Annotated in this window: 20 protein-coding genes; 14 read left to right on the top strand and 6 right to left on the bottom strand. The window is 65.3% G+C overall.

Annotated elements, in window-relative coordinates:
* The first annotated feature begins 32 nt into the window (after nt 1-32).
* The 4 genes from AV059_RS11690 (at nt 33) to AV059_RS11675 (ending at nt 3,085) form a co-directional block, all read left to right on the top strand.
* A complete protein-coding gene (locus tag AV059_RS11690; RefSeq protein WP_058994583.1) occupies nt 33-776 on the top strand; it encodes a YIP1 family protein in 744 nt (247 codons plus the stop codon).
* A gap of 113 nt (nt 777-889) precedes the next feature.
* A complete protein-coding gene (gene dcd / locus AV059_RS11685) occupies nt 890-1,477 on the top strand; it encodes a dCTP deaminase (RefSeq protein WP_058994581.1) in 588 nt (195 codons plus the stop codon).
* A gap of 64 nt (nt 1,478-1,541) precedes the next feature.
* Nucleotides 1,542-2,438: a thiamine-phosphate synthase family protein gene (locus AV059_RS11680; protein ID WP_058994578.1), complete on the top strand. Its 897-nt coding sequence runs from the start codon at nt 1,542-1,544 to the stop codon at nt 2,436-2,438.
* Nucleotides 2,435-3,085 (top strand): class I SAM-dependent methyltransferase, encoded by a 651-nt coding sequence (locus tag AV059_RS11675; RefSeq protein WP_058994576.1) that lies wholly within the window; start codon nt 2,435-2,437, stop codon nt 3,083-3,085. The genes AV059_RS11680 and AV059_RS11675 overlap by 4 nt, the downstream gene beginning before the upstream one ends.
* 18 nt (nt 3,086-3,103) lie before the next feature.
* Here the strand turns inward: AV059_RS11675 and AV059_RS11670 are convergent, their stop codons facing one another.
* The 3 genes from AV059_RS11670 to AV059_RS11660 all read right to left on the bottom strand — a co-directional run bounded on the left by AV059_RS11670 (nt 3,104) and on the right by AV059_RS11660 (nt 5,606).
* Complete coding sequence (locus AV059_RS11670; protein ID WP_058994574.1) at nt 3,104-3,865, bottom strand: DUF7001 family protein; 762 nt, start codon at nt 3,863-3,865, stop codon at nt 3,104-3,106.
* A 188-nt stretch (nt 3,866-4,053) separates the two neighbouring features.
* Nucleotides 4,054-4,542, bottom strand: a complete 489-nt coding sequence (locus AV059_RS11665) for an HTH domain-containing protein (protein WP_058994573.1) — start codon at nt 4,540-4,542, stop codon at nt 4,054-4,056.
* 131 nt (nt 4,543-4,673) lie between these two features.
* Complete coding sequence (locus AV059_RS11660) at nt 4,674-5,606, bottom strand: sulfide-dependent adenosine diphosphate thiazole synthase (protein WP_058994571.1); 933 nt, start codon at nt 5,604-5,606, stop codon at nt 4,674-4,676.
* 153 nt (nt 5,607-5,759) lie between these two features.
* Between AV059_RS11660 and AV059_RS11655 the strand changes: the two genes are divergently transcribed.
* The gene (locus AV059_RS11655) at nt 5,760-7,181 is read left to right on the top strand and encodes a YjiH family protein (RefSeq protein ID WP_058994569.1); all 1,422 of its coding nucleotides are present in this window, start codon (nt 5,760-5,762) and stop codon (nt 7,179-7,181) included.
* Here AV059_RS11655 and AV059_RS11650 read toward each other — a convergent pair.
* On the bottom strand, nt 7,176-7,820 hold the full coding sequence (locus AV059_RS11650) for a helix-turn-helix domain-containing protein (RefSeq protein WP_058994568.1): 645 nt from the start codon (nt 7,818-7,820) through the stop codon (nt 7,176-7,178). The two genes, AV059_RS11655 and AV059_RS11650, sit on opposite strands and share 6 nt — an antisense overlap.
* A gap of 81 nt (nt 7,821-7,901) precedes the next feature.
* On the opposite strand from AV059_RS11650, the gene hutU reads away from it, so the two are divergent.
* Genes hutU through hutH form a run of 4 tightly spaced genes read left to right on the top strand, consistent with a single transcriptional unit; the run spans nt 7,902 to nt 13,475 of the window.
* The gene (hutU, locus tag AV059_RS11645) at nt 7,902-9,650 is read left to right on the top strand and encodes a urocanate hydratase (protein ID WP_058994566.1); all 1,749 of its coding nucleotides are present in this window, start codon (nt 7,902-7,904) and stop codon (nt 9,648-9,650) included.
* Entirely contained in the window at nt 9,647-10,570 is a 924-nt protein-coding gene (gene hutG / locus AV059_RS11640; RefSeq protein WP_058994564.1) for a formimidoylglutamase, read from the top strand. Before hutU ends, hutG begins: the two co-directional genes overlap by 4 nt.
* Nucleotides 10,567-11,829, top strand: a complete 1,263-nt coding sequence (hutI, locus tag AV059_RS11635; protein WP_058994562.1) for an imidazolonepropionase — start codon at nt 10,567-10,569, stop codon at nt 11,827-11,829. The genes hutG and hutI overlap by 4 nt, the downstream gene beginning before the upstream one ends.
* Entirely contained in the window at nt 11,826-13,475 is a 1,650-nt protein-coding gene (hutH, locus tag AV059_RS11630) for a histidine ammonia-lyase (RefSeq protein ID WP_058994560.1), read from the top strand. Before hutI ends, hutH begins: the two co-directional genes overlap by 4 nt.
* Nucleotides 13,476-13,482: 7 nt before the next feature.
* Here hutH and AV059_RS11625 read toward each other — a convergent pair whose 3' ends face one another.
* Entirely contained in the window at nt 13,483-16,035 is a 2,553-nt protein-coding gene (locus AV059_RS11625; protein WP_058994558.1) for an AAA family ATPase, read from the bottom strand.
* The gene (locus AV059_RS11620) at nt 16,032-16,781 is read right to left on the bottom strand and encodes a 4-phosphopantoate--beta-alanine ligase (protein ID WP_058994556.1); all 750 of its coding nucleotides are present in this window, start codon (nt 16,779-16,781) and stop codon (nt 16,032-16,034) included. Before AV059_RS11620 ends, AV059_RS11625 begins: the two co-directional genes overlap by 4 nt.
* 143 nt (nt 16,782-16,924) lie before the next feature.
* Here AV059_RS11620 and AV059_RS11615 point away from each other — a divergent pair, with 143 nt between their 5' ends.
* The 5 genes from AV059_RS11615 to AV059_RS11595 all read left to right on the top strand — a co-directional run bounded on the left by AV059_RS11615 (nt 16,925) and on the right by AV059_RS11595 (nt 23,334).
* Nucleotides 16,925-17,836 carry a PhzF family phenazine biosynthesis protein gene (locus tag AV059_RS11615; RefSeq protein ID WP_058994554.1) on the top strand — a complete coding sequence of 304 codons (912 nt, stop codon included), beginning with the start codon at nt 16,925-16,927 and terminating at the stop codon, nt 17,834-17,836.
* 120 nt (nt 17,837-17,956) lie between these two features.
* A complete protein-coding gene (gene ppsA / locus AV059_RS11610) occupies nt 17,957-20,266 on the top strand; it encodes a phosphoenolpyruvate synthase (protein WP_058997585.1) in 2,310 nt (769 codons plus the stop codon).
* Between the two features lie 58 nt (nt 20,267-20,324).
* Nucleotides 20,325-21,227 carry a hypothetical protein gene (locus AV059_RS11605; RefSeq protein ID WP_058994551.1) on the top strand — a complete coding sequence of 301 codons (903 nt, stop codon included), beginning with the start codon at nt 20,325-20,327 and terminating at the stop codon, nt 21,225-21,227.
* Between the two features lie 143 nt (nt 21,228-21,370).
* Nucleotides 21,371-22,423, top strand: coding sequence for a tyrosine decarboxylase MfnA (gene mfnA / locus AV059_RS11600; RefSeq protein WP_058994549.1), 1,053 nt, complete (start codon nt 21,371-21,373; stop codon nt 22,421-22,423).
* Between the two features lie 326 nt (nt 22,424-22,749).
* Nucleotides 22,750-23,334 (top strand): YqaA family protein, encoded by a 585-nt coding sequence (locus AV059_RS11595; protein WP_058994548.1) that lies wholly within the window; start codon nt 22,750-22,752, stop codon nt 23,332-23,334.
* Nucleotides 23,335-23,339: the final 5 nt, after the last annotated feature.

Below are 23,339 nucleotides of genomic sequence, written 5' to 3'. Positions count from 1 at the left end.
CACGGTTGCACATACCACAGAGTACATACGCCGTGGCCGAGCACACCCCGGAGATGCCCTCCACTATCCGAACGTTTCTCCTGCGACCGGGGGCGTTCTTCGAGCAACGACGCGGCCAGCTAAACGGATTCCGTGGCGGTGGCCTCGCTCTCGGCATCGCCGTCGTCGTCACAGTCGTTCTCGGAGTCGCGCTCCGGCTGTTCGCCGCGCAGTTCACCGGCACTGTTGAGAGAGACAATCCCGCTCGGCCCCCGGAGCTGATGTGCGAAGACGGTGGCGTCGGCGGAATAACCGTTTCCGGCTGTGACGAACCGGCGACGAGAACTGTCGAAGTCGGCTCGCTCGTCTGGGACTATGCGACTGAGGTCCTTCCGGGGCTGTTTGTCGATTTCATCATCGTCTGGATCGGATTGATGCTCGGTCTATATGTCGGTGCAAAGCTAACCGGTGGCTCCGGCCGGTTGGGCGAGACAGCGGAGATCACTGCCTGGGGACTGCTCCCGTCTGTTGTCGGCGTTGCCGCCGGCGGTGCTGCGCTCGTCTTTTTCGCTGCCAATACCGATCTCTCTGCATCTTCGCCGGAACTGCTGCTCGAACAGGTTCAGCGTCTACAGAATGGGCTGTCAGGGTTCGTCTTTCTCGCAATACAGGTCGGAACCGCAGCCTGGCAGGCGTACGTCTGGGCTGGCGGCCTCCGGGTCGTCCACGGGATCAGCAGGTATGCAGCGGTCGCCATCGCTGTCATCGCCGCGACGCTCCCCGTGATAGCCGCCTGATACAGTCGGCTGCACGGCTGTCACGTGTTCGCCACTGCAGATATCGTAAAACAGTTAGAGCCGACAGCACGAGAATCGGGGAGTTTAGGCTTCCGGCCGCACACGCCACTCTCATGATACTCTCAGATGCGGATATTCTCCGACGGCTGGAGCAGGGTGACCTCGTCGTCGAACCGCTCGACGACCCGGACATCCAGATTCAGCCCGCCAGCGTCGACCTCCGCCTCGGACATGAGTTTTTGGAGTTCCAGCACGCCAACATCCCCTGTATCCACCCGAACTCCGAGGACGAAGTCTCCGACTACGTTGAGGAAACGGTCATTGAGGAGGGTGGGGAGTTCATCCTCCATCCCGGCGACTTCGTGCTGGGGACGACCCACGAGCGCGTCGCCATCCCCAACGACCTCATCGCCCACGTCGAAGGCCGCTCGTCGCTGGGCCGCCTGGCAATCGTGGTCCACGCGACGGCCGGCCTGTGTGACCCCGGGTACGAGGGCCAGATCACGCTCGAACTGTCGAACCTCGGCACCGCGCCCGTCGCGCTCACACCCGGAATGCGGATCTCACAGCTCACGTTCACGGAACTCAAGACCCCCGCCGACCGCCCGTACGGGGCCGAGCGCGGCTCGAAGTATCAGGGCCAGTCCGGGCCGCAGGCGAGCAAGATACAGGGAGACCGCGAGTTCGGAGGCGATCAGTGATGCCCGCAACGCGTGGCATCACGGTATCGGTGAGAAACGAGATTGAGTTCGGAGGCGACCAATAGTGCGATTCATCGAGGAAATCGTCGTCGACGACTTCCTGCCGACGTTTCGCTCGCTGCTGGCCGACGCCCTCAGAGAGCGCGGGCTGACCCAGTCCGAGGTCGCCGACCTGCTCGGTATCAGCCAGAGCGCGGTCTCGAAGTACGTCCACGGCGACGTGGCGCGCCACGACGACCTGCTGGCCCATCGCGGGCTGGAGGAACTCGTTGAGCGGTTGGCTGACGGGCTGGCCGATGGCGATATGAGTTCCGTTCAGGCGCTGGTCGAGACAGAGGTGTTCATCCGCGAACTCGAACAGGGCGGCGTGCTGGCACAGATACACGAGGAGGCAGTCCCGGAGCTGGGCGACTACGACGACGAGTTCGCCGTTCATGACCCGGACTCACAGCTCCGGTCGGCCGAGCGGACGCTCGCATCGGTTCGGCGCGGACTCAGCGTGCTGGAAAACACCAGCGGGTTCGCGACGCTTATTCCGGCGGTGGGGTCGAACCTCGTTCAGTGTCTCCCCGAGGCCGACAGCATCGAGGACGTGGCCGCCGTCCCGGGGCGGATTCTCGACGTGAAAGGACGGGCAACGATTCCGGCGGACCCGGAGTTCGGCGTCAGCGAGCACGTCGCGACGCTGCTGCTTGCGGCGCGGGCCGCCGGGAGCGACGCCCGCGCGGTGCTAAACGTCCGGTACGACGACGGCGTCGTGACCGCGCTTCGAGATGCCGGTCGGACCGTGGTCGAGTTCGACGCCGAGGACAGCGTCGAGCCGGCCGTCGCGGCCGCGCTGGCCGACAACCCGGCGGCTGACGTGCTCTACCACACCGGCGCGATGGGGATCGAGCCGGTGGTGTACCTGCTCGGGGACGACGCTGTGTCGGTCGCTGAAACGGCACGCGAAATTCTGTGACCGACGCGCAATCGTTCTACGGCCGGTGGGCGCGGGTGTACGACTGGGTCGCGAATGCGCCCGGCGTGGCGTCCTGGCGCGACCGAACGGCGGACTCGCTGTCGCTTGCACCCGGCGACACCGTCGTCGAGATGGGCTGTGGCACTGGCGCAAATGTGCCGGCGCTCCGCGAGCGAGTCGGCCCGTCGGGTCAAGTCGTCGGTATCGACGTGACACGAGGGATGCTCGACCGCGCACGCGACCGACCCGCCAGAACCGGCGGAGCCGTACACTACGTGCAGGCCGACGCCGCTCGCCCGCCAGTTCGAGCGGCCGATGCCGTCCTGGCGACGTTCGTCGCTGGCATCTTCGAGGACCCTGCAGCGGCGGTCGACGCGTGGTGTGACAGTGTCGCCTCCGGCGGCCGTGTCGCCCTGCTGAACTTCCAGCGGAGTCCCAGCGCCATCGCCGCGCCACTGAACCTTGCGTTCGAGGGGTTCGTCCGTCTGTCCGCGCCGGGGACGCGGCTATCCAGACAGTCACACGCCAGCGCGTTCGAGCGGCGGGTGCGGGCGGCCCGCGAGCGACTCACCGAGCGGACGGTGGACAGACGGTACGAGACCTTCGCCGGGGGGTTTCTCGGCCTGCTGTGTGGAACTGTGCCGTAGCGGACGTAAATCGGGCTGCTATGGCCGGTACCGTTCGGCGTGCTCCGGACAGAATTCAGGCTCTCGTAGCTGTGCGGCGACGACGCCGGGCTGGCGGTGGTGGTTGTGGAGCCGGCAGGTTTCCTCGTCACAGAACGCCTCGCCAGTGTCGAGGTAGTGGTAGGCCTGCAGGACGTATCCCTTGAGCGCGTCGGTCGTCCGCGGGTCGTCCTCGATGAGGAACTCGCCCTCAACTTCGTTTTCCAGCACTTCCCGGGGCGGTGCGCCGCCGCCGAGCAGGGCGTGTTTCTGCTGTTCCTTGTAGTACTGCTCGGGTTTTGCGGGGGCTTCGTAGAGCCCCGGCACCGAGACGATAGCGGGCTGGCCGAGGACGTTCACACGCTTGTGCCAACGGCCGTCGTGGTCACCCCAGGTCCCGATGACGCGGTCCAGCAGCGGAACGTGGAGGTGGTCGAGTGACCGCTCGGACTCGGGGATTCGCTCGTGGAGCGCGCCCTGGACAGCCAGCCCGTCGTAGATGACGCCGCCGGCCCGTTCAGGCGACTCCAGTGCTCGTTCCTCATAGCGGACGATACCCAGCATCGTGTTCCCGGTCTCGCGGTCGTACGGCGAGAGTACCCGCGCCTCGGCGAACGACTCCGCCAGTTCCGAGTCGCCGTGCAGCGTGAGAAACCGGTCCCGGACGGAGACGGTAGCCTCGACCCGCGCGTCGAGCCAGTCGGCGATGGCGTCGGTGTCGGCGACCGCCGTCGGGGTGCGGTACAGCGTCACGGACTCCATTGTATTGGTCAGTGGTATCGGCCGGTAATACCGTTTGTGTATCCGTTATTCTCCTCTGTTGAGTAGTCGCCAGAGTAGAGAACCAGAGCGGACAGGTCAATCTGGCGCTCCAGAATCAGGGACGGGCTCGGCAAAGCAGCGCTATACTGGACGCCATCGGCGACAGAGTGCGTCGTCCCAAGGGGATATCAGGACTCGGACTGGTGGGGAAGCCCGGCCGGTTCCGTCGTGAGTGAGTCAATGCAATCGGTGACAGACCACGTTGTTTCCCCATCAGTACACGGGTACACGCCGACAAGATCGTCGTTCGCGTAGACGGCGACGGCTATCATCGGGAGTCGAAGCACCTCGGTACTGCCGCCGACGAGTAGCGACGAGGTCCGCGTCTCGAACGGCGGTCGGAGACTCAGCCCACGTTCCGTTGCCCACTGTTCGTACCGGTCGACAGTCGCCAGCACCTCGCCGTGTTCGGTCCGCTGGGATACGGGAATTTCCTCGGGCCACGTCTGGATATCGAAGTCATCGACAATTCCCGTTGCGGCGAGTTCTGTGAACCGGTCAATGGCTGTCGTTCGGGGGCCACAGACCGGCCGCCGACTCCAGAGGTGGACCGAGATCTCGCCGCCGACTGACTCGTCAGGCCTGTGGTTGTCGCTCCGCTGCATCTCTTCGGACATTGGTTGATAATCACTAACATAATTGTCGCACGCTTGCATAATTGTTTGTATTAGTGCGATATTATGGCTTGAATAGATAACTAAATCGAGAAAAACTAGTCGTATAAAAACCAGAGGGGCGTGGGAGGATTTCAGTCGTCAGCGGGGGTTGCGTCGCGGCTCGTAACGTCGACCGGCTCGGCGTCGACTTCAAGTTCATCAAGCGCGACCTGCGCGGCACGCTTGCCGGAGACGAGCATGGCACCGAACGTCGGCCCCATGCGCGGGAGGCCGTAGGTGGTCGCGGTGGCCATGCCAGTAACGACGAGGCCGTCGTGGGCGAGACCGGTGTGTTCGACGACAGCGTCCTCGCTCTCGCCGACCCACATCGAGTCGTGGCCGGGCGAGTCGTGGCCGGGCGCGCCGTAGGTGTCGTCGTCGGTCTGATCCATGCCGCTGGCTTCGTCTTCGAGGCCCGGCGCATTGAGAACGCCGCGCTCGTCGAGTTTCTTGACCGCCATCGCGTCGTGGCCCGTCGCGTCGATGACGAGGTCGGCCTCGACGGCAATCGGGTCGACGCAGGTAATCTCTCGGGGGAGCGCGTGGACCGGCGTCCAGTTCATCACGATGCCGCCGACGCGGTGGTCCTCGCGGATGACGATGTCGGTGAACTCCGTCATGTTCTGCATCTTCGCGCCGGCGTCGCAGGCGGCCTTGATGAGGCCGGAACAGGCCTCCGGTCCGTTGGCGACGTAGAGGCCCTCGCTGTCCTTGGACTGCTTGTGGTCGACGTCGAGTTCGTCGAGCACCTGCTGTGCGGGGTCGCGGACAGTGACCTTGTTCATCAGGAAGCCGCCGAGCCAGAAGCCGCCGCCGAGGTAGTTGTTCTTCTCGACGACCATCACCTGCACGCCGCGCTCGGCGAGTTCCTTCGCGGCCATCAGCCCCGACGGGCCGCCACCGACGATGATGACGTCGGAGTCCGAGAAGTCCATGAACTCCTCGGTCCATTCCTGCCCGATTGCGCGTGTGACTTCCGCCTCGCCGACGTCGCTGAACTGTTCGAATGAATCGGAATCGCTCATACCACCTAGTGATATTCATTGGTGATACATAGTCGTTCTGATGGCCTCGTCTGTTTGCTGAATCTCGCGCACGGTCGCTGGCGTAGACACTGATAAAAATGGTTCCACACGGTGGTTTCAGGACTAACTATCAAATGAGAGTATTGTTTGGTAATGTCTACCGAAACAGGCAACACGTACACGGTCGACACTGAACCAGCGGCAAGGGACATTGACGATATCGACCTGCACGAATACGAAGCGTGGCCGGTGCTGAAGTTCCTGATCGCGTTTCTCATCGGTGGAGTGTTCTTCCTCCTGCCGGTCCCGTATCAGGGTGAGATTACAGTCCCGTTCGACATCGTTGTCAGCAACATAACCGGGACGTTCCCGGATGCCGTCGGCGTCTACTCGCTGGGTATCATCCTCGCCGGTGGGATACTGACGACGGTCGCGATGGCCAGTGGCGGCGAGGTCGGGGGGTACGACCTGTCATCATTCGAGACCTCGGGAGTCTTTTGGGCACTCCGAGTCGCCGGCGTACTCATCGCGCCGGTGATGTTCTTCAAACTCGGGCCCGAGTGGCTCCACACGCCCAGTACCGGCGGGCTGATGTGGGGAACGCTGGTGTACAGCGTTGGCGTCATCATCCCCATCGGGGCCATCTTCATCACGATATTCGTCGAACTCGGCGGGCTGGAGTTCGTCGGAACGCTCGCGAGGCCGGTAATGCGCCCGCTGTTCAGAGTCCCGGGGCGGGCTGCACTGGACAGTCTCGCATCGTGGGTCGGCTCCTACAGCGTCGGCCTCTACGTCACCCGCAATGTCTTCGAAGCCGGCGGCTACCACAAGCGCGACGTGTTTACCATCGCGACGTGCTTTTCGACGGTGTCAATCGGCTTCGTCGGCGTCGTCGCCGCCACGCTCGATATGCTCCCGAAATTCCCGCTCATCTTCGGAGCGTACTTCTTCTGTGTCGTCGTCACCGGTGTTATTCTGGTCCGGGTGCCGCCTATCTCCAGAATTCCCGAAGAGTACATCGCTGAACCCGACCCGGAGCTCGCGTTCTCCGGAACGCCAGCAGATTACGTCCGGCTGGCGGTCAGCGAGGCCGTCGGGAAGGCCAAGGAAGGGGAGACGTTCGTGCAAGCAGCCAAGCGGGGCTTCGTCGACGGCCTGAAGCTCACTAGTCTCATCCTGGGAACCATCCTCGCTGTTGGACTCGCCGCAACGCTGCTCTCGGCACACACCCCACTCTTCGACATTCTCGGTCGTCCGCTGACACCGGTCATCGCTGCGCTCGGAATCCCGAACGCAGAGGTGGTGGCGCCGGCGACCATCGTCGGAATCACCGAGATGTACGTCCCCATCCTGCTCGTGACTGAGACGGCAGTGAAGGCAAAGTTCTTTGTCGGCGTGCTGGCCGTCTCGCAGCTCATCTTCTTCTCCAGCGTCGGCCCGATGATGATGGACATGTTTAGTGACGTCCCCATCCGGTTTCGGGACCTCGTGGCGTTGTTCATCATGCGGACGGTGCTGCTCGTGCCGCTCATCGCCGGCATTACTCACGCCCTCGCCGCAATGGGCCTCCTATAGGTATTCGACCAGCGCTTCGGCCAGTTTCTTTTCCGCCCGCCGCAGGTGGTCCTCCGCGGTTCGGCGCTCCACGCCTACCTGCTCCGCAACAGCCGCCGTCGTCGTCTCGCGGGGCAGTTCGTAGTACCCCTGCTCGTAGGCCATCAGGAACACCTCACGCTGCCGCGGCGACAGGTCCGGGAGCATAGCATCGACGGTCAAAAGCGGTGCATCCGGGGTCACAGAGCTGATTTCACGTTTCGATTCGACGGTAACGTCGAACTGTCCTGCCAGGGACTGGTACACCCTGGCCAGTGCGTCGGGGCTGAGACCGAGTGCCCGGACGAGCTTGCCACCACTGGCGTATTTCAGTGGCGGGACGAGCAGACAGCCTTCGTTCGCCAGAAAGCGCTCGACGTTGTTGTCGAGCTGTGCTTTCAGACACTCCTCAGTCACCAGCACCTGCTCGTCGCCGTTTTCCAGGCGCTCCCCGATACCAACGGTGTTGCGGACCTGCTCGATGACGTTCCCGACCTCTCCGCCGCTAACGTGGAGCAGGTCGCTGTGGTCGTTACACCACAGCTCGATTCGCGTGCCGGTGCCGTCGGTTGCCGCCTCGTAGGCCCCGTCACCGTAGACACGGAACAGTACCTCGTACATAGTCATCGGTTCACATAGGTGTATAAAAACAGTTCCGAACGGTGATAACCTGCTAACACGGTTCTCTACTAATGGTGTGGTATGGCACAGCAGTCTACCCCAGATACCGACCACGACGTCGGGACGCCCTCGGAACAGTGGCGCGAGTACCAAGGTGCGCCCACCGGCACCGATATCGAGTGTGAAGGGTGGCGACAGGAGGCCGCGCTGCGGATGCTGAACAACAACCTCGACCCCGACGTCGCCGAGAAGCCGGAAGAGCTGGTCGTGTACGGCGGGACCGGGCGTGCGGCCCGGTCGTGGGACGCCTACGACACCATCGTCGACGGACTCCGCGAACTCGGTGACACCGAAACCCTCCTCGTCCAGAGCGGCAAGCCGGTCGGTCGGTTCGAAACCCACGAGAAAGCCCCGCGCGTCCTCATCGCGAACTCGAACCTCGTCGGCAAGTGGGACAACTGGGAGCACTTCCACGAACTCGAAGCGAAGGGGCAGATCATGTACGGCCAGATGACCGCCGGTTCGTGGGCCTACATCGGCACACAGGGCATCATTCAGGGGACCTACGAAACGCTGGCCGCGCTCGCCCGGGAACACTACCCCGACAACGACGGCCTCCGCGGGAAGATTGTCGTCACCGGCGGCCTCGGGGGAATGGGCGGCGCGCAACCGCTCGCGGTGACGATGAACCACGGCGTCTGCATCGCGGCCGAAGTCGACGAGGAGCGCATCGACCGCCGTATCGAAACGGGGTACTGTCAGGAGAAGACCGACAATCTCGCGGCGGCTATCGAGCGTGCACAGGAGGCCGCGGCGAACGGTGAGCCCTACAGCATCGGTGTCCACATGAACGCCGCGGATATGCTTGCGGAGATGCTTGAGATGGGGTTCGTCCCCGACGTAGTGACCGACCAGACGAGCGCGCACGACGAACTCGAAGGGTACTACCCCGCTGGCTACACCGTCGAGGAAGCCGACCGACTCCGCGAGCGCGACTCCGAAACGTACGTCGCAGAAAGCCTTGATACGATGCAGCGCCACGTCGAAGGCATTCTGGAACTGCAGGACAGGGGTGCTATCGCCTTCGAGTACGGCAACAACATCCGCGGGCAGGTCGAGGACCAGCGCGACCTCGACAGCGCGTTCGATTTCCCGGGGTTCGTTCCCGCCTACATCCGTCCACTGTTCTGTGAAGGCAAGGGGCCGTTCCGCTGGGCTGCGCTCTCAGGCGACCCCGCAGACATCCATCGGACTGACGACGCAGTCAGGGAGCTGTTCCCGGAGAAGGACGACCTCCATCGCTGGATCGACCTCGCCCAAGAGCAGGTGTCCTTCCAGGGGCTTCCCTCGCGGGTGTGCTGGCTGGGGTACGCGACCGAGGACGGGCTGACCGAGCGCGCCCGCCTCGCGCTCCGTATCAACGAACTCGTCGCCGACGGAGAGATTTCCGCGCCGGTCGTCGTCACGCGCGATCATCTGGACGCCGGGAGCGTGGCCTCGCCGAACCGCGAAACCGAGGCGATGAAGGACGGGACCGACGCAGTCGCCGACTGGCCGATTTTGAACGCCCTGCTGAACTGTGCGGCTGGCGCGGATATCGTCAGCGTCCACGACGGCGGCGGCGTCGGCATCGGCAACTCTCTCCACACGAACAATCACGTCGTCCTCGACGGGTCTGATCTCGCAGCCGAGAAGGCTCGCCGTGTGTTCACGACCGACCCCGGGATGGGCGTTATTCGCCACGCCGATGCGGGCTACGAGATTGCACAGGATATCGCCGACGAGAACGACGTCGCGGTCCCGATGCGCGACCGCAACAGCGACCAATGACCGACCTGACAGCACCCTCGCCGTGGACCGCCCCATCCGGCGACCCAAACGACGAGCAGTTCGGTGACATCGTCGAGACTGCCACGCTCACGACTGCTGGCGAGTACGACGCTGTGCTGGTGGGCGAGCCGTACGACGGAGCCGTCATCGGACGGGCGGGCGCGCGTGCCGGCCCGACGGCCCTCCGGCGCGAACTCGGCGGAACGAAGACACACCACATCGAACGCGGGCCGGTCCACGCAGTCGCCGACCTCGGTGACATCGAGATTCCGGCCGGCGGCGTCGCACAGGTCCAGCGTGCCGTCCGTTCGCTAACGGCCCGAATCCATGCAACGAGCGCGGTACCGGTGTTTCTCGGTGGCGACAACTCACTGACGTTCCCGAACGCCGCGCCGCTGGTGGCTGATGACACTGTCGGCGTGGTCAGCTTCGACGCCCATCTCGATTGCCGCGCCGTGCAGGACGAACCGACGAGCGGGACGCCGTACCGTCAGCTCCACGATGCGGGCCTCGACACGCTGGCCGTCGTCGGCGCGCGCCACTTCGAAACCTCGACAGCGTACCACGACTACCTCGCCGAGCAGGGCGGGACAGTCCTGCCGCCGGAGTCGGTGGCCGATGAGCCCGCTGGCGCGGTGGACGACGCGCTCACCGCACTCGGCGACGTAGACGCCGTCTATGTCAGTCTGGACCTCGACGTGCTCGACGCCGCAGCCGCACCGGGCGTGAGCGCACCGACACCGGGCGGCCTCTCGACGCGGGAACTGTTCCGGATGCTGGGCCGCGTGGCGTCCGACGACCGTGTCGCCGGGTTCGAGGTGGTCGAATGCGCGCCGCCGCTTGACGCCGGGAACCGGACCGCGCGTGCCGGGGCCCGTGCCGTCGCGCACTTCCTCAGCGGCTTGGGAGGTGACCGATGACAACCCTCGATGCTGTGGTCTACGGCGCGGACGAACTCGTTGCGGGTCCATCGGCGGACGGTCGGGGCCTGGAGACCTACGAGGATGGCGCGGTCGCCATCGTTGACGGCACGGTCGCCGCTGTCGGTCCGACCGCGGAGGTGACCGCCGAATACCCGCCGGAGAGCGCCAGTCACGCTATCGATGCCAGCGGTCAGGCTGTCGTGCCGGGCTTCGTCGACCCTCACACCCACGGGCTGTTCGCCGGCGACCGCGCTGACGAGTTCGCAGCCAAACTGCGCGGGAAGTCCTATCAAGACATCCTCGCCGAAGGCGGTGGCATCCTCCGAACGGTCCGAGCGGTCAGAGACGCCGACGAGGAAACGCTGCTGTCGAACCTGCTGGCCCATCTCGATACCATGCTCGCCCACGGGACGACGACAGTCGAGGTGAAGTCGGGCTACGGGCTCGATACGGAGACGGAGCTACAGATGCTCCGAGTCATCGACAGCGCCGACGCAGTCCATCCCGTCGACGTAGTCCCGACGTTCATGGGCGCACACGCGGTCCCCGAGGGATGGGACACCGACGACTACACCGCGGCGGTCGTCGACGAGCAGATTCCAGCGGTCGAGTCGCAGGGCATCGCCGAGTTCTGCGACGTGTTCTGCGAGGAGGGCGTCTTTTCGGTCGCGCAGTCCCGGCGAGTCCTCGAAGCAGGCACCGCCGCCGGGCTGACACCGAAGGTTCACGCCGAAGAACTAGCCCACATCGGCGGGACGCAGTTGGCGGCGGACGTGGGCGCGGCCAGTGCCGACCACCTCCTCCACGCGACAGAAGAGGATATCGACGCGCTTGTCGAAGCCGACGTGACGCCGGTGTTGCTCCCCGGAACGGCGTTCGGTCTCGGCACAGCGTACGCGGACGCGGCGGCGTTCCGCGACCGGGGTGCGCCCGTCGCGGTGGCGACGGATTTCAATCCGAACTGCCACAGCCACAGCATGGGCTTTGCGCTGTCGCTGGCCTGCGTCGAGATGGGACTGACGCCGGCCGAGGCGCTAATCGCTGGGACGAAACACGCCGCGCTCGCGCTGAACAGGACTGATGGACTGGGGACGCTCCGGGAGGGCGCGCCCGGTGACGCCGTCGTCCTTGCTGCGCCGAGTCACGTCCACATTCCCTACCAGTACGGGACCAACGTCGTCGACACCGTTCTGAAAGGCGGCTCGGTCGTCAGCACCCCAACACATGAGTCATACGACCGGGAGGTGCAACCATGACCGACGAAGTCGTCCTCGACGGCGAGTCGCTTACGCCCGCTGACGTGGTCGCCGTCGCCCGGAACGGCGCAACTGTCACCGTTGCCGAGACCGCCCGTGAGCGAATCCGCGAGTCCCGCGAGCGCGTCGAGAGCGTGCTGGACAGCGGCGAGGCGGTGTACGGCGTCACCACCGGCTTCGGCGACCTCGTCGACGAGCGCATCCCACGCGAGGACCTCGGTGCCCTCCAGCGGAACCTCCTGCGGAGCCACGCCGCCGCTGTCGGGCGGGAGTTGACGACCGAGGAGGTCCGGGCGATGATGGTTACGCGGGCGAACACGCTGGCGAAGGGGTATTCCGGCATCCGCGAGTCCGTTGTCGACCTGCTGGTGGCGATGCTCGACGCGGGTGTCCACCCGGTCGTTCCGTCGCGGGGCAGCCTCGGCGCGAGCGGTGACCTCGCCCCGCTCGCCCATATGTCGCTGGTACTCATCGGCGAAGGGGAAGCCGAGGTCGAGGGGGAGCGACTCCCCGGCGACGAGGCGCTCGACGCGGCCGGCCTCGAACCGGTGACGCTCCGGGCCAAGGAGGGGCTGGCGCTCATCAACGGGACGCAACTGACCGTCGGCATCGCCGCGCTACTCCTCAACGACGCCGAACAACTGGTCGCCGCCGCCGACATCGCTGGCGCGCTCACGACAGAGGTGACCCTCTCCTCGACAGTGCCGTCCCACGAAGCCATCACCGCCGTCCGGCCCCACGCTGGCCAGGCCGCCAGCGCGCGAAACGTCCGGCGGCTGACGGCCGACTCCGATGTGGTCGAGTCACACCGCAACTGCGACCGCGTGCAGGACGCCTATGCGATGCGCTGCCTGCCGCAGGTCCACGGCGCGGTCCGTGACGCCGTCGCCCACCTCCGGGAGGCCGTCGAGGTGGAACTCAACAGCGCGACCGACAATCCGCTGGTGTTCCCCCGCGATGACGAGCACGGCGAGTCCTCGAACCAAGCGAGCGGGAGCGACCGACGAGAGGTGGGCCGCGAGGCAGGCGCTGTGAGCGTCGACGACCGGGCCTCCGGCTCCGACAGCGCGGGCGTGCTGTCCGGCGGGAACTTCCACGGCGCGGTACTCGCCATGCGCCTCGACTATCTGACGAACGCGCTCACCGAACTCGCAGCCATCTCGGAGCGCCGGACCGACCGGATGCTCAACCCCAATCTGCAGGAGCCACACCTCCCGCCGTTTCTCACCGAGCGAAGCGGCGTCCGCTCGGGCTACATGATCGCACAGTACACCGCCGCAGCGCTGTTGAACGAATGTCGGTCCTTCGGCCGGCCCTCGATGGACAACACCCCCGTCAGTGGCAATCAGGAGGACCATGTCAGCATGAGCGCGCAGTCGGCCTATCTGGCCCGGAAAACGGCACGAAACGCCGCCGCGATTCTCGGCGTTGAGCTGTGCTGTGGGGCGCAGGCCGCCGACTTCGTCGACGACGGCCTCGAACTGGGTGTCGGGTCCGCCGAGGCCTACGACGCCGTCCGCGCGGTGGTCCCGAAGCTGACGGCTGACCGGCCGGTCCACGAGGACATCGAGGCCGCGGGCGCGCTTGTCGAGTCACCGGCCTTCACCGAGCGGGTTGCTGCGGCGCTCGACGAAGAGCTAGAGTGACCCGGCCTCAAGACCCGAGCCCCAGATCCGCGGTGCTCTCCGCTCCCTGGTAGCGCTCCCGATCGTCCCAGTCCGCGATGCTGGAATGGGTCTCCCAGACGGCGATTTCGAGGTGTTCCTGCGTGATTTCCGAGCCGTCTCGCAGGGCGTGGCGAGCCGCGTCCTCGGCGACGAGTTCGAGGTCGCTGGCCGCGTAGCCAGCCGTCGGCTCGACGATGGTGTCCCAGTCGATGTCGCCGGCGACGGGCCGGTCCTGCAGGTGGATTTCCAGTATCTGCTTTCGAGCCTCGGTATCCGGCGGGGGGACCTCCACGCGCTCATCGAACCGGCCAGAGCGCCGCAGCGCCGCGTCGATGTCCTCGACGAAGTTCGTCGCGGCGACCACAACGATGTCCTCGGCCGCCGCGCCTTCGAGTTCGGTGAGCAGCTGATTGACCAGTTGTTGCTCGCTCGTGTTCATCGAGCCGCGCCGGGAGCCGGCGATACCGTCGATTTCGTCGATGAACAGCACGCAGGGTGCGTTCGCGCGGGCCACCTCGAACACCTCGGCGACGTTGCGGGCCGGCTCGCCCATCCACTTGCTCGTCACGTCCGCGGGGCTGATTTCGACGAAGCTGTGGCCGAGTTCGCCCGCGAGCGCGCCGGCGAGGTGGGTCTTCCCACAGCCGGGCGGGCCATACAGCAACAGCCCGGAGAGCACGTCGATACCGTACTCAGCGTAGGCGTCGGCGTTCTCCAGTGGGTCGAGGACCGTGTCTTCGAGTCGGTCCTTCAGTTCGCCCATCCCGCCCACGTCAGCGAAGTCGCGTCCGGCGTCGGTTTCGACGAGCGAACTGGCCTGCAGGTCGACGCCATCGGGCTGGACGACGCCGTTTTCCGCGACCATTTCGGGGTCGACCCAGTCCGGGATGCTGGTGTCGGTCTCCGTGGCGGCCTGCAGCAGATGGTCCGTCCCGATCGGGGCATCCGCCCGCAACGCCTTTCGGGCGGCGTCCTCGGCGAGAAGTTCGATGTCGCTGGCCGCGAAGCCGGCCGTCTCCTCGACGACGGGGTCGAGGTTGATGTCGGCCGCAGTGGGTCGGCCAGCAAGGTGAATCTCCAGAATCTGCTTGCGAGCTTGGGGGTCCGGCGGGGGGACCTCCACCCGCTCGTCAAACCGACCCGAGCGGCGGATGGCGTCGTCCACGTCCTCGACGAGGTTCGTCGCGCCCAGTACCACAACATCCTCGTCTGCGATGCCTTCGAGTTCGGTGAGCAGCTGGTTCACCAGCTGTTGCTCGCTGCTGTTCATGTTGCTATCGCCGTCGCGTGCGCCAGCGATACCATCGATTTCATCGATAAAGAGGATACAGGGCGCGTTCGCGCGGGCGATCTGGAACAGCTCTTCGACCTTCTGTGCGGGTTCGCCCATGTACTTGCTCGTCACGTCGGCGGGCGTGACCTCGATGAAGGCGTGGTCGACCTCGCCCGCAAGCGCGCCAGCGACGTGGGTCTTCCCACAGCCGGGCGGGCCGTGCAACAGGACACCGTTGACGACGCCGATGCCGTACTCCTCGAAGGCGCTCGGGTCCTGCAACGGCCGGACGACCTTGTGGTTGAGCGTCTCCAGTAGCTCGGACATCCCGCCCACGTCGGCGAAGCTCCGGGACGGGTCCGGGTCGACCAGCCCGTCGGCCTGCATATCGACGCCGTCCGGCTGAACTACGGTCCCGTCATCAGAGGGGCGCTCGCGGTTTATCGAGGGCGCGCCGTCGGTGCTGTCGGAGCCAGAATCGCCGCCCATCCCGGCCGAGCCGGATTCGCCGGACTGGTCGATCCGCTCCCGGATGTTCCGTTCGAGCCGGTCTGGGTTGACCTCGTAGCCGTACTCGGCCAGCCGGCGGGGTTCGGCGCTCAAAAACTCCGCGAGCCAGCCGTGGCGTTTCAGGTCCTCGGTCGGGGCGTCTGGGTCCCGGAACGTGACGAGCTTGACGTCCGTGCTGTCGGGCGAGTGGTACTCGGCGAGCCAGAAGGGGAGATACAGGCGGTCGACATCGGTCACACCGTCGAACCCGTCAGGGTCGAAATCCCCGGGGAGCCCGTAAGACTCGCGCAGTTTCCGGAGGAACACGTTGGCCGTGCCGGAGGCGGCGTCCTGTTGCTGGTCGCGGTACTCCGCGACGCGCTGGGGCAGTAGCGACCGGGCGTCGTCGTCAGTAACCTGAAACTGTAGCAGGACAGAGCGGCCAAGTGCCGGATCGCTGCGGCCGAAATCGTAGTCGCTGGTCGCTCGGCGGACCACCGCGTCGGTGTCGTCGACGTACTGCGAGACGGCCTGGTCGTTGTCCGCCCAGAGCCCGTCGAGAAACGCCGTCTCGGACTTCGTCGTCGTCCCGAGCAGCTTCCCCTTCCCAGTCTCGTACTCGTAGTCGACCTTGAACACCGGATAGAACACCCGGTGGAGGCGTTCCAGCTGTTCAGTGTCGCCGAAGGCCGTCATCGTCCGCTGGTCGAGGGTCTCCCTGACGGTCTCCTCGTCTGGCACCCGACGGTCGGCATAGATGTACGGTGGCAGGCTCATTCGAGGTCGCCCTCCCGAATCGTCCGCTCGGCGGCGGTCAGAGCGTTGTCGGCGTCGAACGCGTCGATGGCGTCTTGCTGGGCATTCGGATCGCCACGGAGGTCCCTCGCGTGCTCGGTGATGTTCGGTATCGCGCGGATGATGTTGTCGATGATAGGCACCGTCGCCACCTCGGCCGAGCGGCTCTGTGGGTTGAGGTCGATGACCAGTTCCGTCTTCCCCATCTCACCCAGCGCCTCGGCGCGGTCGCCGTCCTCCAGCGGGACGAGCACCACGTCAGCCGCGCCGATGCCGTCGGCGTCGACCTTCGCGCGCTCGTGGTCGAGTCCGGGGATTCGCCCGTCGGCGGTCAGCCCCTTCACCTCTGTCGCGCCGTGTTCGCGGAGATACTCGGCGATAGCCTCGATGCGCTCCTCGGTCCGGTTGAACAGGTTCACTTCGAGGTCTGCGCCGGTCACCTCGGCGAGTTCAACGAGTTCGCCGGGCACGAGAGCAGCAGCGTTGCCGTTGACCGAGATGACGGCGTGGTCAGCGGACAGAAGGTGTGCCGCGGCGGCGCGCTCGGCGTCGTCGGCGCTGTCGAGAGTGTGCTCGCCCAGCAGGTAGTCGAAGGCCTCACCGCGGCCCTGGGCGATGAGTCCCTGCCGGGAGGTAATTCCGCGGTCGACGCCCGCTTCGATACGGTGGCGGGTCAAAAGCGACTCGTAGCGGGGGTGGCTCTCAGGGAGATCGACGTCCTCACTCATACGTTCCAGTGATACCTCCCTGTACTAAAGTCGTCCGTCAGGGGCGTGTCCCGGTCAGCGTCACGTATCTCATCGGAACTCGTCGTCGGGCACCACCGACGACTCCGGAAAAGATTATCTGCGGGTCAGCACAACTCCGTGCCATGGATACCCGACAGGCGTTGCTTGTCGACGCGTTCGCCGCGGAGCCGACGGCAGGCACACCGACCGGCGTCGTCCCCGAAGCCAACGGACTGACCGACGACCAGATGCAGGCCGTCGCCAGCGAACTGGGGGCCACCGAGACGGCGTTCGTCCTGCCGGCGGGCGACGCTGACCGCCGGCTTCGCTATTTTTCCCCGACCGAAGAACTGGCACAGGCGGAGACGGCCGCAGTTGCGGCTCATGCGGCACTCTCCGAGCGTGGCGAGATCGGCGACGGCGAGTGGACGGTCGCCACCGCTAGGGGCGACGTCGCTGTCGAGACAAAACAGAACGGGATGGTCTGGGTCGAGCAAGGACGGGCCGACATCACCGAAGTAGATATCCCATACAGCGATGTTGCGGACGCACTCGGACTCGACGCGGCCACGCTCAAAGACGTGGGTGCGGACCTCCCGCTTGTGACGGCCGACGCGGGCGAGTCGTGGCTCATGGTGCCGGTCAACTACTTCGAGCATCTGAGCCATCTCAGCGTTGACGTTGCCGCTATCGCCTCGCTCTGTAACCGCGTGGACGCGGCCGGCGTGTATCCGTTCACGTTCGATACCGTCGGTGCCGACGCGACGCGCCGGTCGACGTTCCACGGCCGCGCCTTCCGGACCGGGAGCCGAACCGAAGAGCCGGTAACTGCGGCGGCGTCGGGGGCCTGCGCGGCGTTCGTCCGTCGCTACGGGGCGCTCGATGACACTATTGAACAGATCATCGCCGAGGGCGGACACTTCCGCGACCGACCTGGGCTGGTGTCAGTCGATACCGACGGGACCGAGGTGTGGGTTGGCGGGCGCGGCGTGACCGCACTGGACGGCACAGTGACCGTCCCCGCTGTCGACGACGACGACATCATCGAGGCGTGACCGCACAACGGCACCGGCGGCGTGACTGCCTGATTCACTCGAAATCGAGTGAAGAGGAGTCTCTCACTGATGGCAACCGGAACATCCTTAATTGTCGTTGAAGATGATACGAATGAGTCCATGCCAACACTGTGGCTCGATGAAATCGGTGCCGACGACCTGGCGCGGGTCGGCGGCAAGGCGGCGTCTCTCGGAGAACTGACCGGAGCGGGTCTGCCCGTTCCGTCGGCGTTCGTCGTTACCGCCGACACGTATCGGTCGTTCATCGAAGCAACTGGAATCGACGAGCCGCTGTTCGAGGCCGTCGATGTCGACAGCGACGACTCGCAGGCGCTGGCCGAGGCGGCCGAACGCGCCCAGGAGTTGATCCTGGAAACGGACACCCCGCCGTCGGTCCGCGAGGACCTGCTGGCCGCCTACGACGAGATGGGCGACGAGGACGTTGCGGTGCGGTCCTCAGCGACCGCCGAGGACCTCCCGGACGCCTCTTTCGCCGGCCAACAGGACACGTACCTGAATGTCTCGCGTACGGACCTCCTACAGCGGGTCAAGGAATGCTGGGCGTCGCTGTTCACACAGCGGGCCATCTACTACCGCAACGAGAACGACTTCGCTCATGACGCGGTGGACATCGCCGTCGTCGTCCAGCAGATGGTCGACGCGGAGAAATCCGGCGTCATGTTCACCAGCCATCCCTCGACCGGTGGGCCGACGGCCATCATCGAGGCTGCGTGGGGACTGGGTGAAGCGGTCGTCTCCGGGGCAGTCTCGCCCGACAACTACATTATCGACCGCGAGACGGAGACCATCGACGAGGTGACCGTCGCCGACAAGAAGGTGATGTGCGTTCGGGGTGAGGACGGAGAGACCATCGAACGCTCCGTCCCGGAAGAGAAGCGCAACGAGCGTGTCCTCTCTGACGAGGAGATTCACCGACTCTTAGAGGTCGGCGAACGCGTTGAGGATCACTACGATACTCCACAGGACGTCGAGTGGGCAGTCTACGAGGGCGAGGTGTACCTGCTGCAGTCCCGCCCGATCACTACTATCGACGACCCCGAAGAGAGCGCCGGGTCGGCCAACGAAGCCGAGAGTCAGCCGCCGGGGGCAAAGTCGGGTGTCGCCGACGGCGGGGCGATGGAGAGCCAGTCCGAGGCGGTTCGGCTCTCCGGAATCGGCTCCGCACCGGGCCGGGTCACCGGCGTCGTCCGCATCGTCGACAAACTCGACAACCTCGACAAGGTCGAGGACGGCGACATCATCGTCGCTGAGATGACCACCCCGGATATGGTGCCGGCGATGAAACGCGCAAACGGCATCATCACCGACGAGGGTGGAATGACCAGTCACGCCGCCATCGTCTCCCGGGAACTCGGCGTCCCGGCTGTTGTCGGTGCCGAGGACGCGACACAGAAGCTCCGGGACGGCGAGACGATAACCCTGGACGGCGACAAGGGCACAGTCGAGAAAGGGGCCAATGTCCCCAAGACGACTGAAGAGGAGGAAGACGCCGGGCCGGTCGAGACACATTCGGCGGTGAAGCCGATGACCGGAACGGAGGTCAAGGTCAACGTCTCTATTCCGGAGGCCGCCGAGCGGGCCGCCGCGACGGGGGCCGACGGCGTCGGCTTGCTGCGCATCGAGCACATGATTCTCTCGACGGACAAGACGCCCTCGCGTTACGTCGAGGACCACGGCGAGCGCGCGTACGTCGACGAAATCGTCGAGGGCGTCCGCTCGGTGGCCGAGGCGTTCTACCCACGCCCGGTCCGCGTCCGCACGCTCGATGCGCCCTCCGACGAGTTCCGCCAGCTGCAGGGCGGCGAAGACGAGCCCAGCGAACACAACCCGATGCTGGGCTATCGGGGCATCCGACGGTCGCTCGACCGCCCCGGCGAGTTCAAGCTCGAACTCCGCGCGTTCGAGCGCCTGTACGACCTGGGCTATGACAACGTCGAGCTGATGCTCCCGCTTGTCACCGACGCCGAGGACATCCTGCGGGCGAAGGCGCTGATGCAGGAGGTCGGCATCGACCCCGAGAAGCGCGACTGGGGTGTCATGGTCGAGACGCCGGCGAGCGCGCTGTCCATCGAGGGCATCTGCGAGGCTGGCATCGACTTCGTCTCCTTCGGGACGAACGACCTCACCCAGTACACGCTGGCCGTCGACCGCAACAACGGCAACGTTGCCGATCGCTTCGATGAACTCCACCCGGCCGTCCTCGAACTCATGCGCCAGGTCATCGGGACCTGCCGCGAGCACGACGTCGCCACGAGTATCTGCGGGCAGGCCGCCTCGAAGCCCCGGATGGTTGACTTCCTCGTCGACGAGGGGGTCACCTCCATCTCGCCGAACATCGACGCCGTGCGTGACGTGCAACACGAGGTCAAACGCGTCGAACAGCGACTCCTGCTGGAATCGGTCCGCTGAGACCGCAGCCGATTGACGTAGCCAGCAGGCTTTTTTGCGCTGTTCGCCTCATTGCGGTATGGCACCCGAATCGACACCGGAAGCCAAGAGTATCAGCTCCGGTGTGTCGTACATCCCCTTCGGCATCCCCGGGCTGGACGGACAGGTTCGGGGGATTCCGACCGGGAGCACAGTCCTGCTGGCCGGGGCCTCCGACGCGGGGGGCGACGCCTTCACCTACACCAGTCTTGCGACGCTAATGCTTGCGAAGCATCGCCCCGAGATGGTCCCAAACAGCATCGCCAGGCGTAGCGAGGCAATTCCGGAGTCGGTGACCTACATCACGCTCTCGCACGACCGCGAGCATGTCTACAGCGAACTCGACGCCGTCCTCGACGGCTACCAGTTCGAGACGCTCACGGAGCATATGACCGTCGCGGATTTCTCCCAGCGGTTCATGGAGTTGTTGCCGGTCCCAGAGCCGCTGTTCGATGCTCGACGGAGCGACGCCGAAATCGAACAGCCCGATGCGGAGCCGCCGGAGCGAGAGGCCACGGAAGAGACGTTCGAAAAGTTGCTTACCGACATCAGTGACCGGGTGAGCGACGCCGCAGAGACGCTCATCGTCATTGACTCGCTGACCGATCTCGAACGGGCGACGGAGTTCGGTCTGCCACAGAACCACGAGGTCGCGTTCCTCATGGGGCTCCGAGAGGCAGTCGTCAACTGGGGGAACGTGGCCTTCGTCAAGCTCGACCGACCAGCGGGCGACGTGCGGTCGGACGAACTCATCCACGGCCTGTTGCACGGCAGCGTCTACTTCTACTCCAACGACAAAGGGTTCGAGACGTATCGGACGATGCGGGTCGGCTCCTTCGGCGGCGCACTCGACACCGAGCGCCAGACCGTCTTCGAGTCGCTGATCGGTCCCACGGGCTTTCGCGCGAAGGCGACGAAGAAAATCGGACCGTCGAACTGGTAATTCGGACGGTGAGCACGCGAACGGACTGCGTACGGATAGCTAGCCCGTCCTGGCCAGTCTTCTGCCACTGGAGCGAATAAACAGCAGACAACGACACGCACGAGCACAACGGCTAAATCACTCCCCCGCTATACACCCGATAGATGCTCCAGCGGGCAGAGCCACAGGATTTCGAGCGCGTCCTCTCGTCGATGTGTACCGTGCCGCATCCATCGGCACGCGAAGCGGCAGAACGCTTCCTCGCGACGAACCCCGGAGACCCGGGCACGTACGAGACCATCGCCGATCTGGAGCGTGAGGCCGTCGAGTATCTCGGCGACATCACCGGACTCTCCGACCCCGCGGGCTACGTCGCCTCGGGCGGGACGGAGGCTAATTTACAGGCGATACGCATCGCCCGGAACCGCGCCGACACGGACGACCCGAACGTGGTTGCGCCCGTCCACGCGCATTTCTCCTTTACCAAGGCCGCCGACGTGCTTGGCGTGGAACTCCGGACCGCGCCGGCGGCGGATTACCGCGTCAACATGGCGGCGATGGCGGAGCTCGTCGACGAGGACACGGTGTGTGTCGTCGGCGTCGCTGGTTCGACCGAGTACGGCTACGTCGACCCGATTCCGGCTATCGCCGACCTCGCCGAGACGGTCGATGCCCTCTGTCACGTCGACGCCGCCTGGGGCGGCTTCTACCTTCCGTTCACCGACCACGATTGGCACTTCGGCCACGCGGACATCGACACGATGACCATTGACCCCCACAAGGTCGGGCAAGCGGCGGTCCCCGCCGGCGGACTGTTAGCCCGCGACCGATCGCTGCTCGACGAACTTGCCGTCGAAACGCCGTATCTGGAATCGACGGACCAGCTTACGCTGACGGGCACCCGGTCGGGCGCTGGCGTGGCCTCCGCCGTCGCGGCGATGGAGTCGCTGTGGCCGGCGGGCTACGAGCAGCAGTACGAAACCTCGATGGCCAATGCCGACTGGCTGGCCGACCAGCTGTCGGCGCGGGGCCACGACGTGGTCGGCCCGGAGCTCCCCCTCGTCGCGGCCGACCTCTCGATGCCGATGACAGACGAACTCCGGGACCGGGGCTGGCGAGTGTCGAAGACCGGGGCCGGCGAGATGCGCGTCGTGTGTATGCCCCACGTCACGCGGTCGATGCTGCGGTCGTTCGTCGCGGATCTCGACTGGTACTGAGTCGGCTGTAGCGGGAGGCATGAGCCACGCCGCCACAAACGAAGCGAGGGGTGTCCACCGATTGCGAGGCCTACGGCCGAGCGGTCGGCTTTTTCGCCCACGTTTTTTACGGAGTGGTGCCCGAAGGCCGCCCTGCGGCCGAGGACACCCGACGTAAAAAAGGTGGTGCCGCAGGTCACGCGGTCGATGCTGCGGTCGTTCGTGGCAGATCTCGACTGGTACTAAGTTGCTGTCTGAGTGTGTGACAGACTGTCGAACATACTGGTATTGAATGCTCCCGAGTAGACATACGAAGGTTTAGAAGTGCCTGTTTGCTACAGAGAGGCGTGGACCTGGTAGTACCGACCACAGCGTTCATTGCCTTCATCGGAGACTGTACGACCGCCGGCACCCCACTGTCGCCGCTGGAAGAGGCCGTCTGTACGGCCACCGGTCCAACCGGACTGGGTATCATCGCGGTGTATTCGTTTCTGATCGCGTTCATTCTCCCGCTCCCGAGCGAAGTCGTGCTGGTTCCGGCTGAAACGCTTCGGCTTGGACTCTCTACGAACGGGAATATAGTGGCGATTATCCTCGTCAGTGGTCTCGGGAAGGCGTTCGGCAGTCTCGTTGCCTTCCACATCGGCCAGGAGGCAAAGGAGTACGGCCCACTCGTGCGCTGGATCAAGCGCTCACGGTTCAACATCATCGAGTGGTCGGAGAAGAAGACGGTACAGCTCGCACAGAAGTACGGCTACGTTGGTCTGGCGCTTGCGCTCTGTGTGCCCTTCTTCCCCGACACCATCTCTATCTACGCGTTTACCGTCCTCGAACGCGACTACTATCGGTTCGGCGCAGCGACGTTCTTCGGCAGTGCCGGGCGGCTTGTCGTGACACTCGGGCTTGCCGGTGGCACGCTCGTGCTGCTGTGACCCGG

Origin of the sequence: Haloarcula sp. CBA1127 (assembly GCF_001485575.1) — an archaeon.
Classification (GTDB): Archaea; Halobacteriota; Halobacteria; order Halobacteriales; family Haloarculaceae; genus Haloarcula.
Note: the sequence above shows the minus strand (reverse complement) of the source record. Positions and strands in the feature narration are given on the sequence as shown.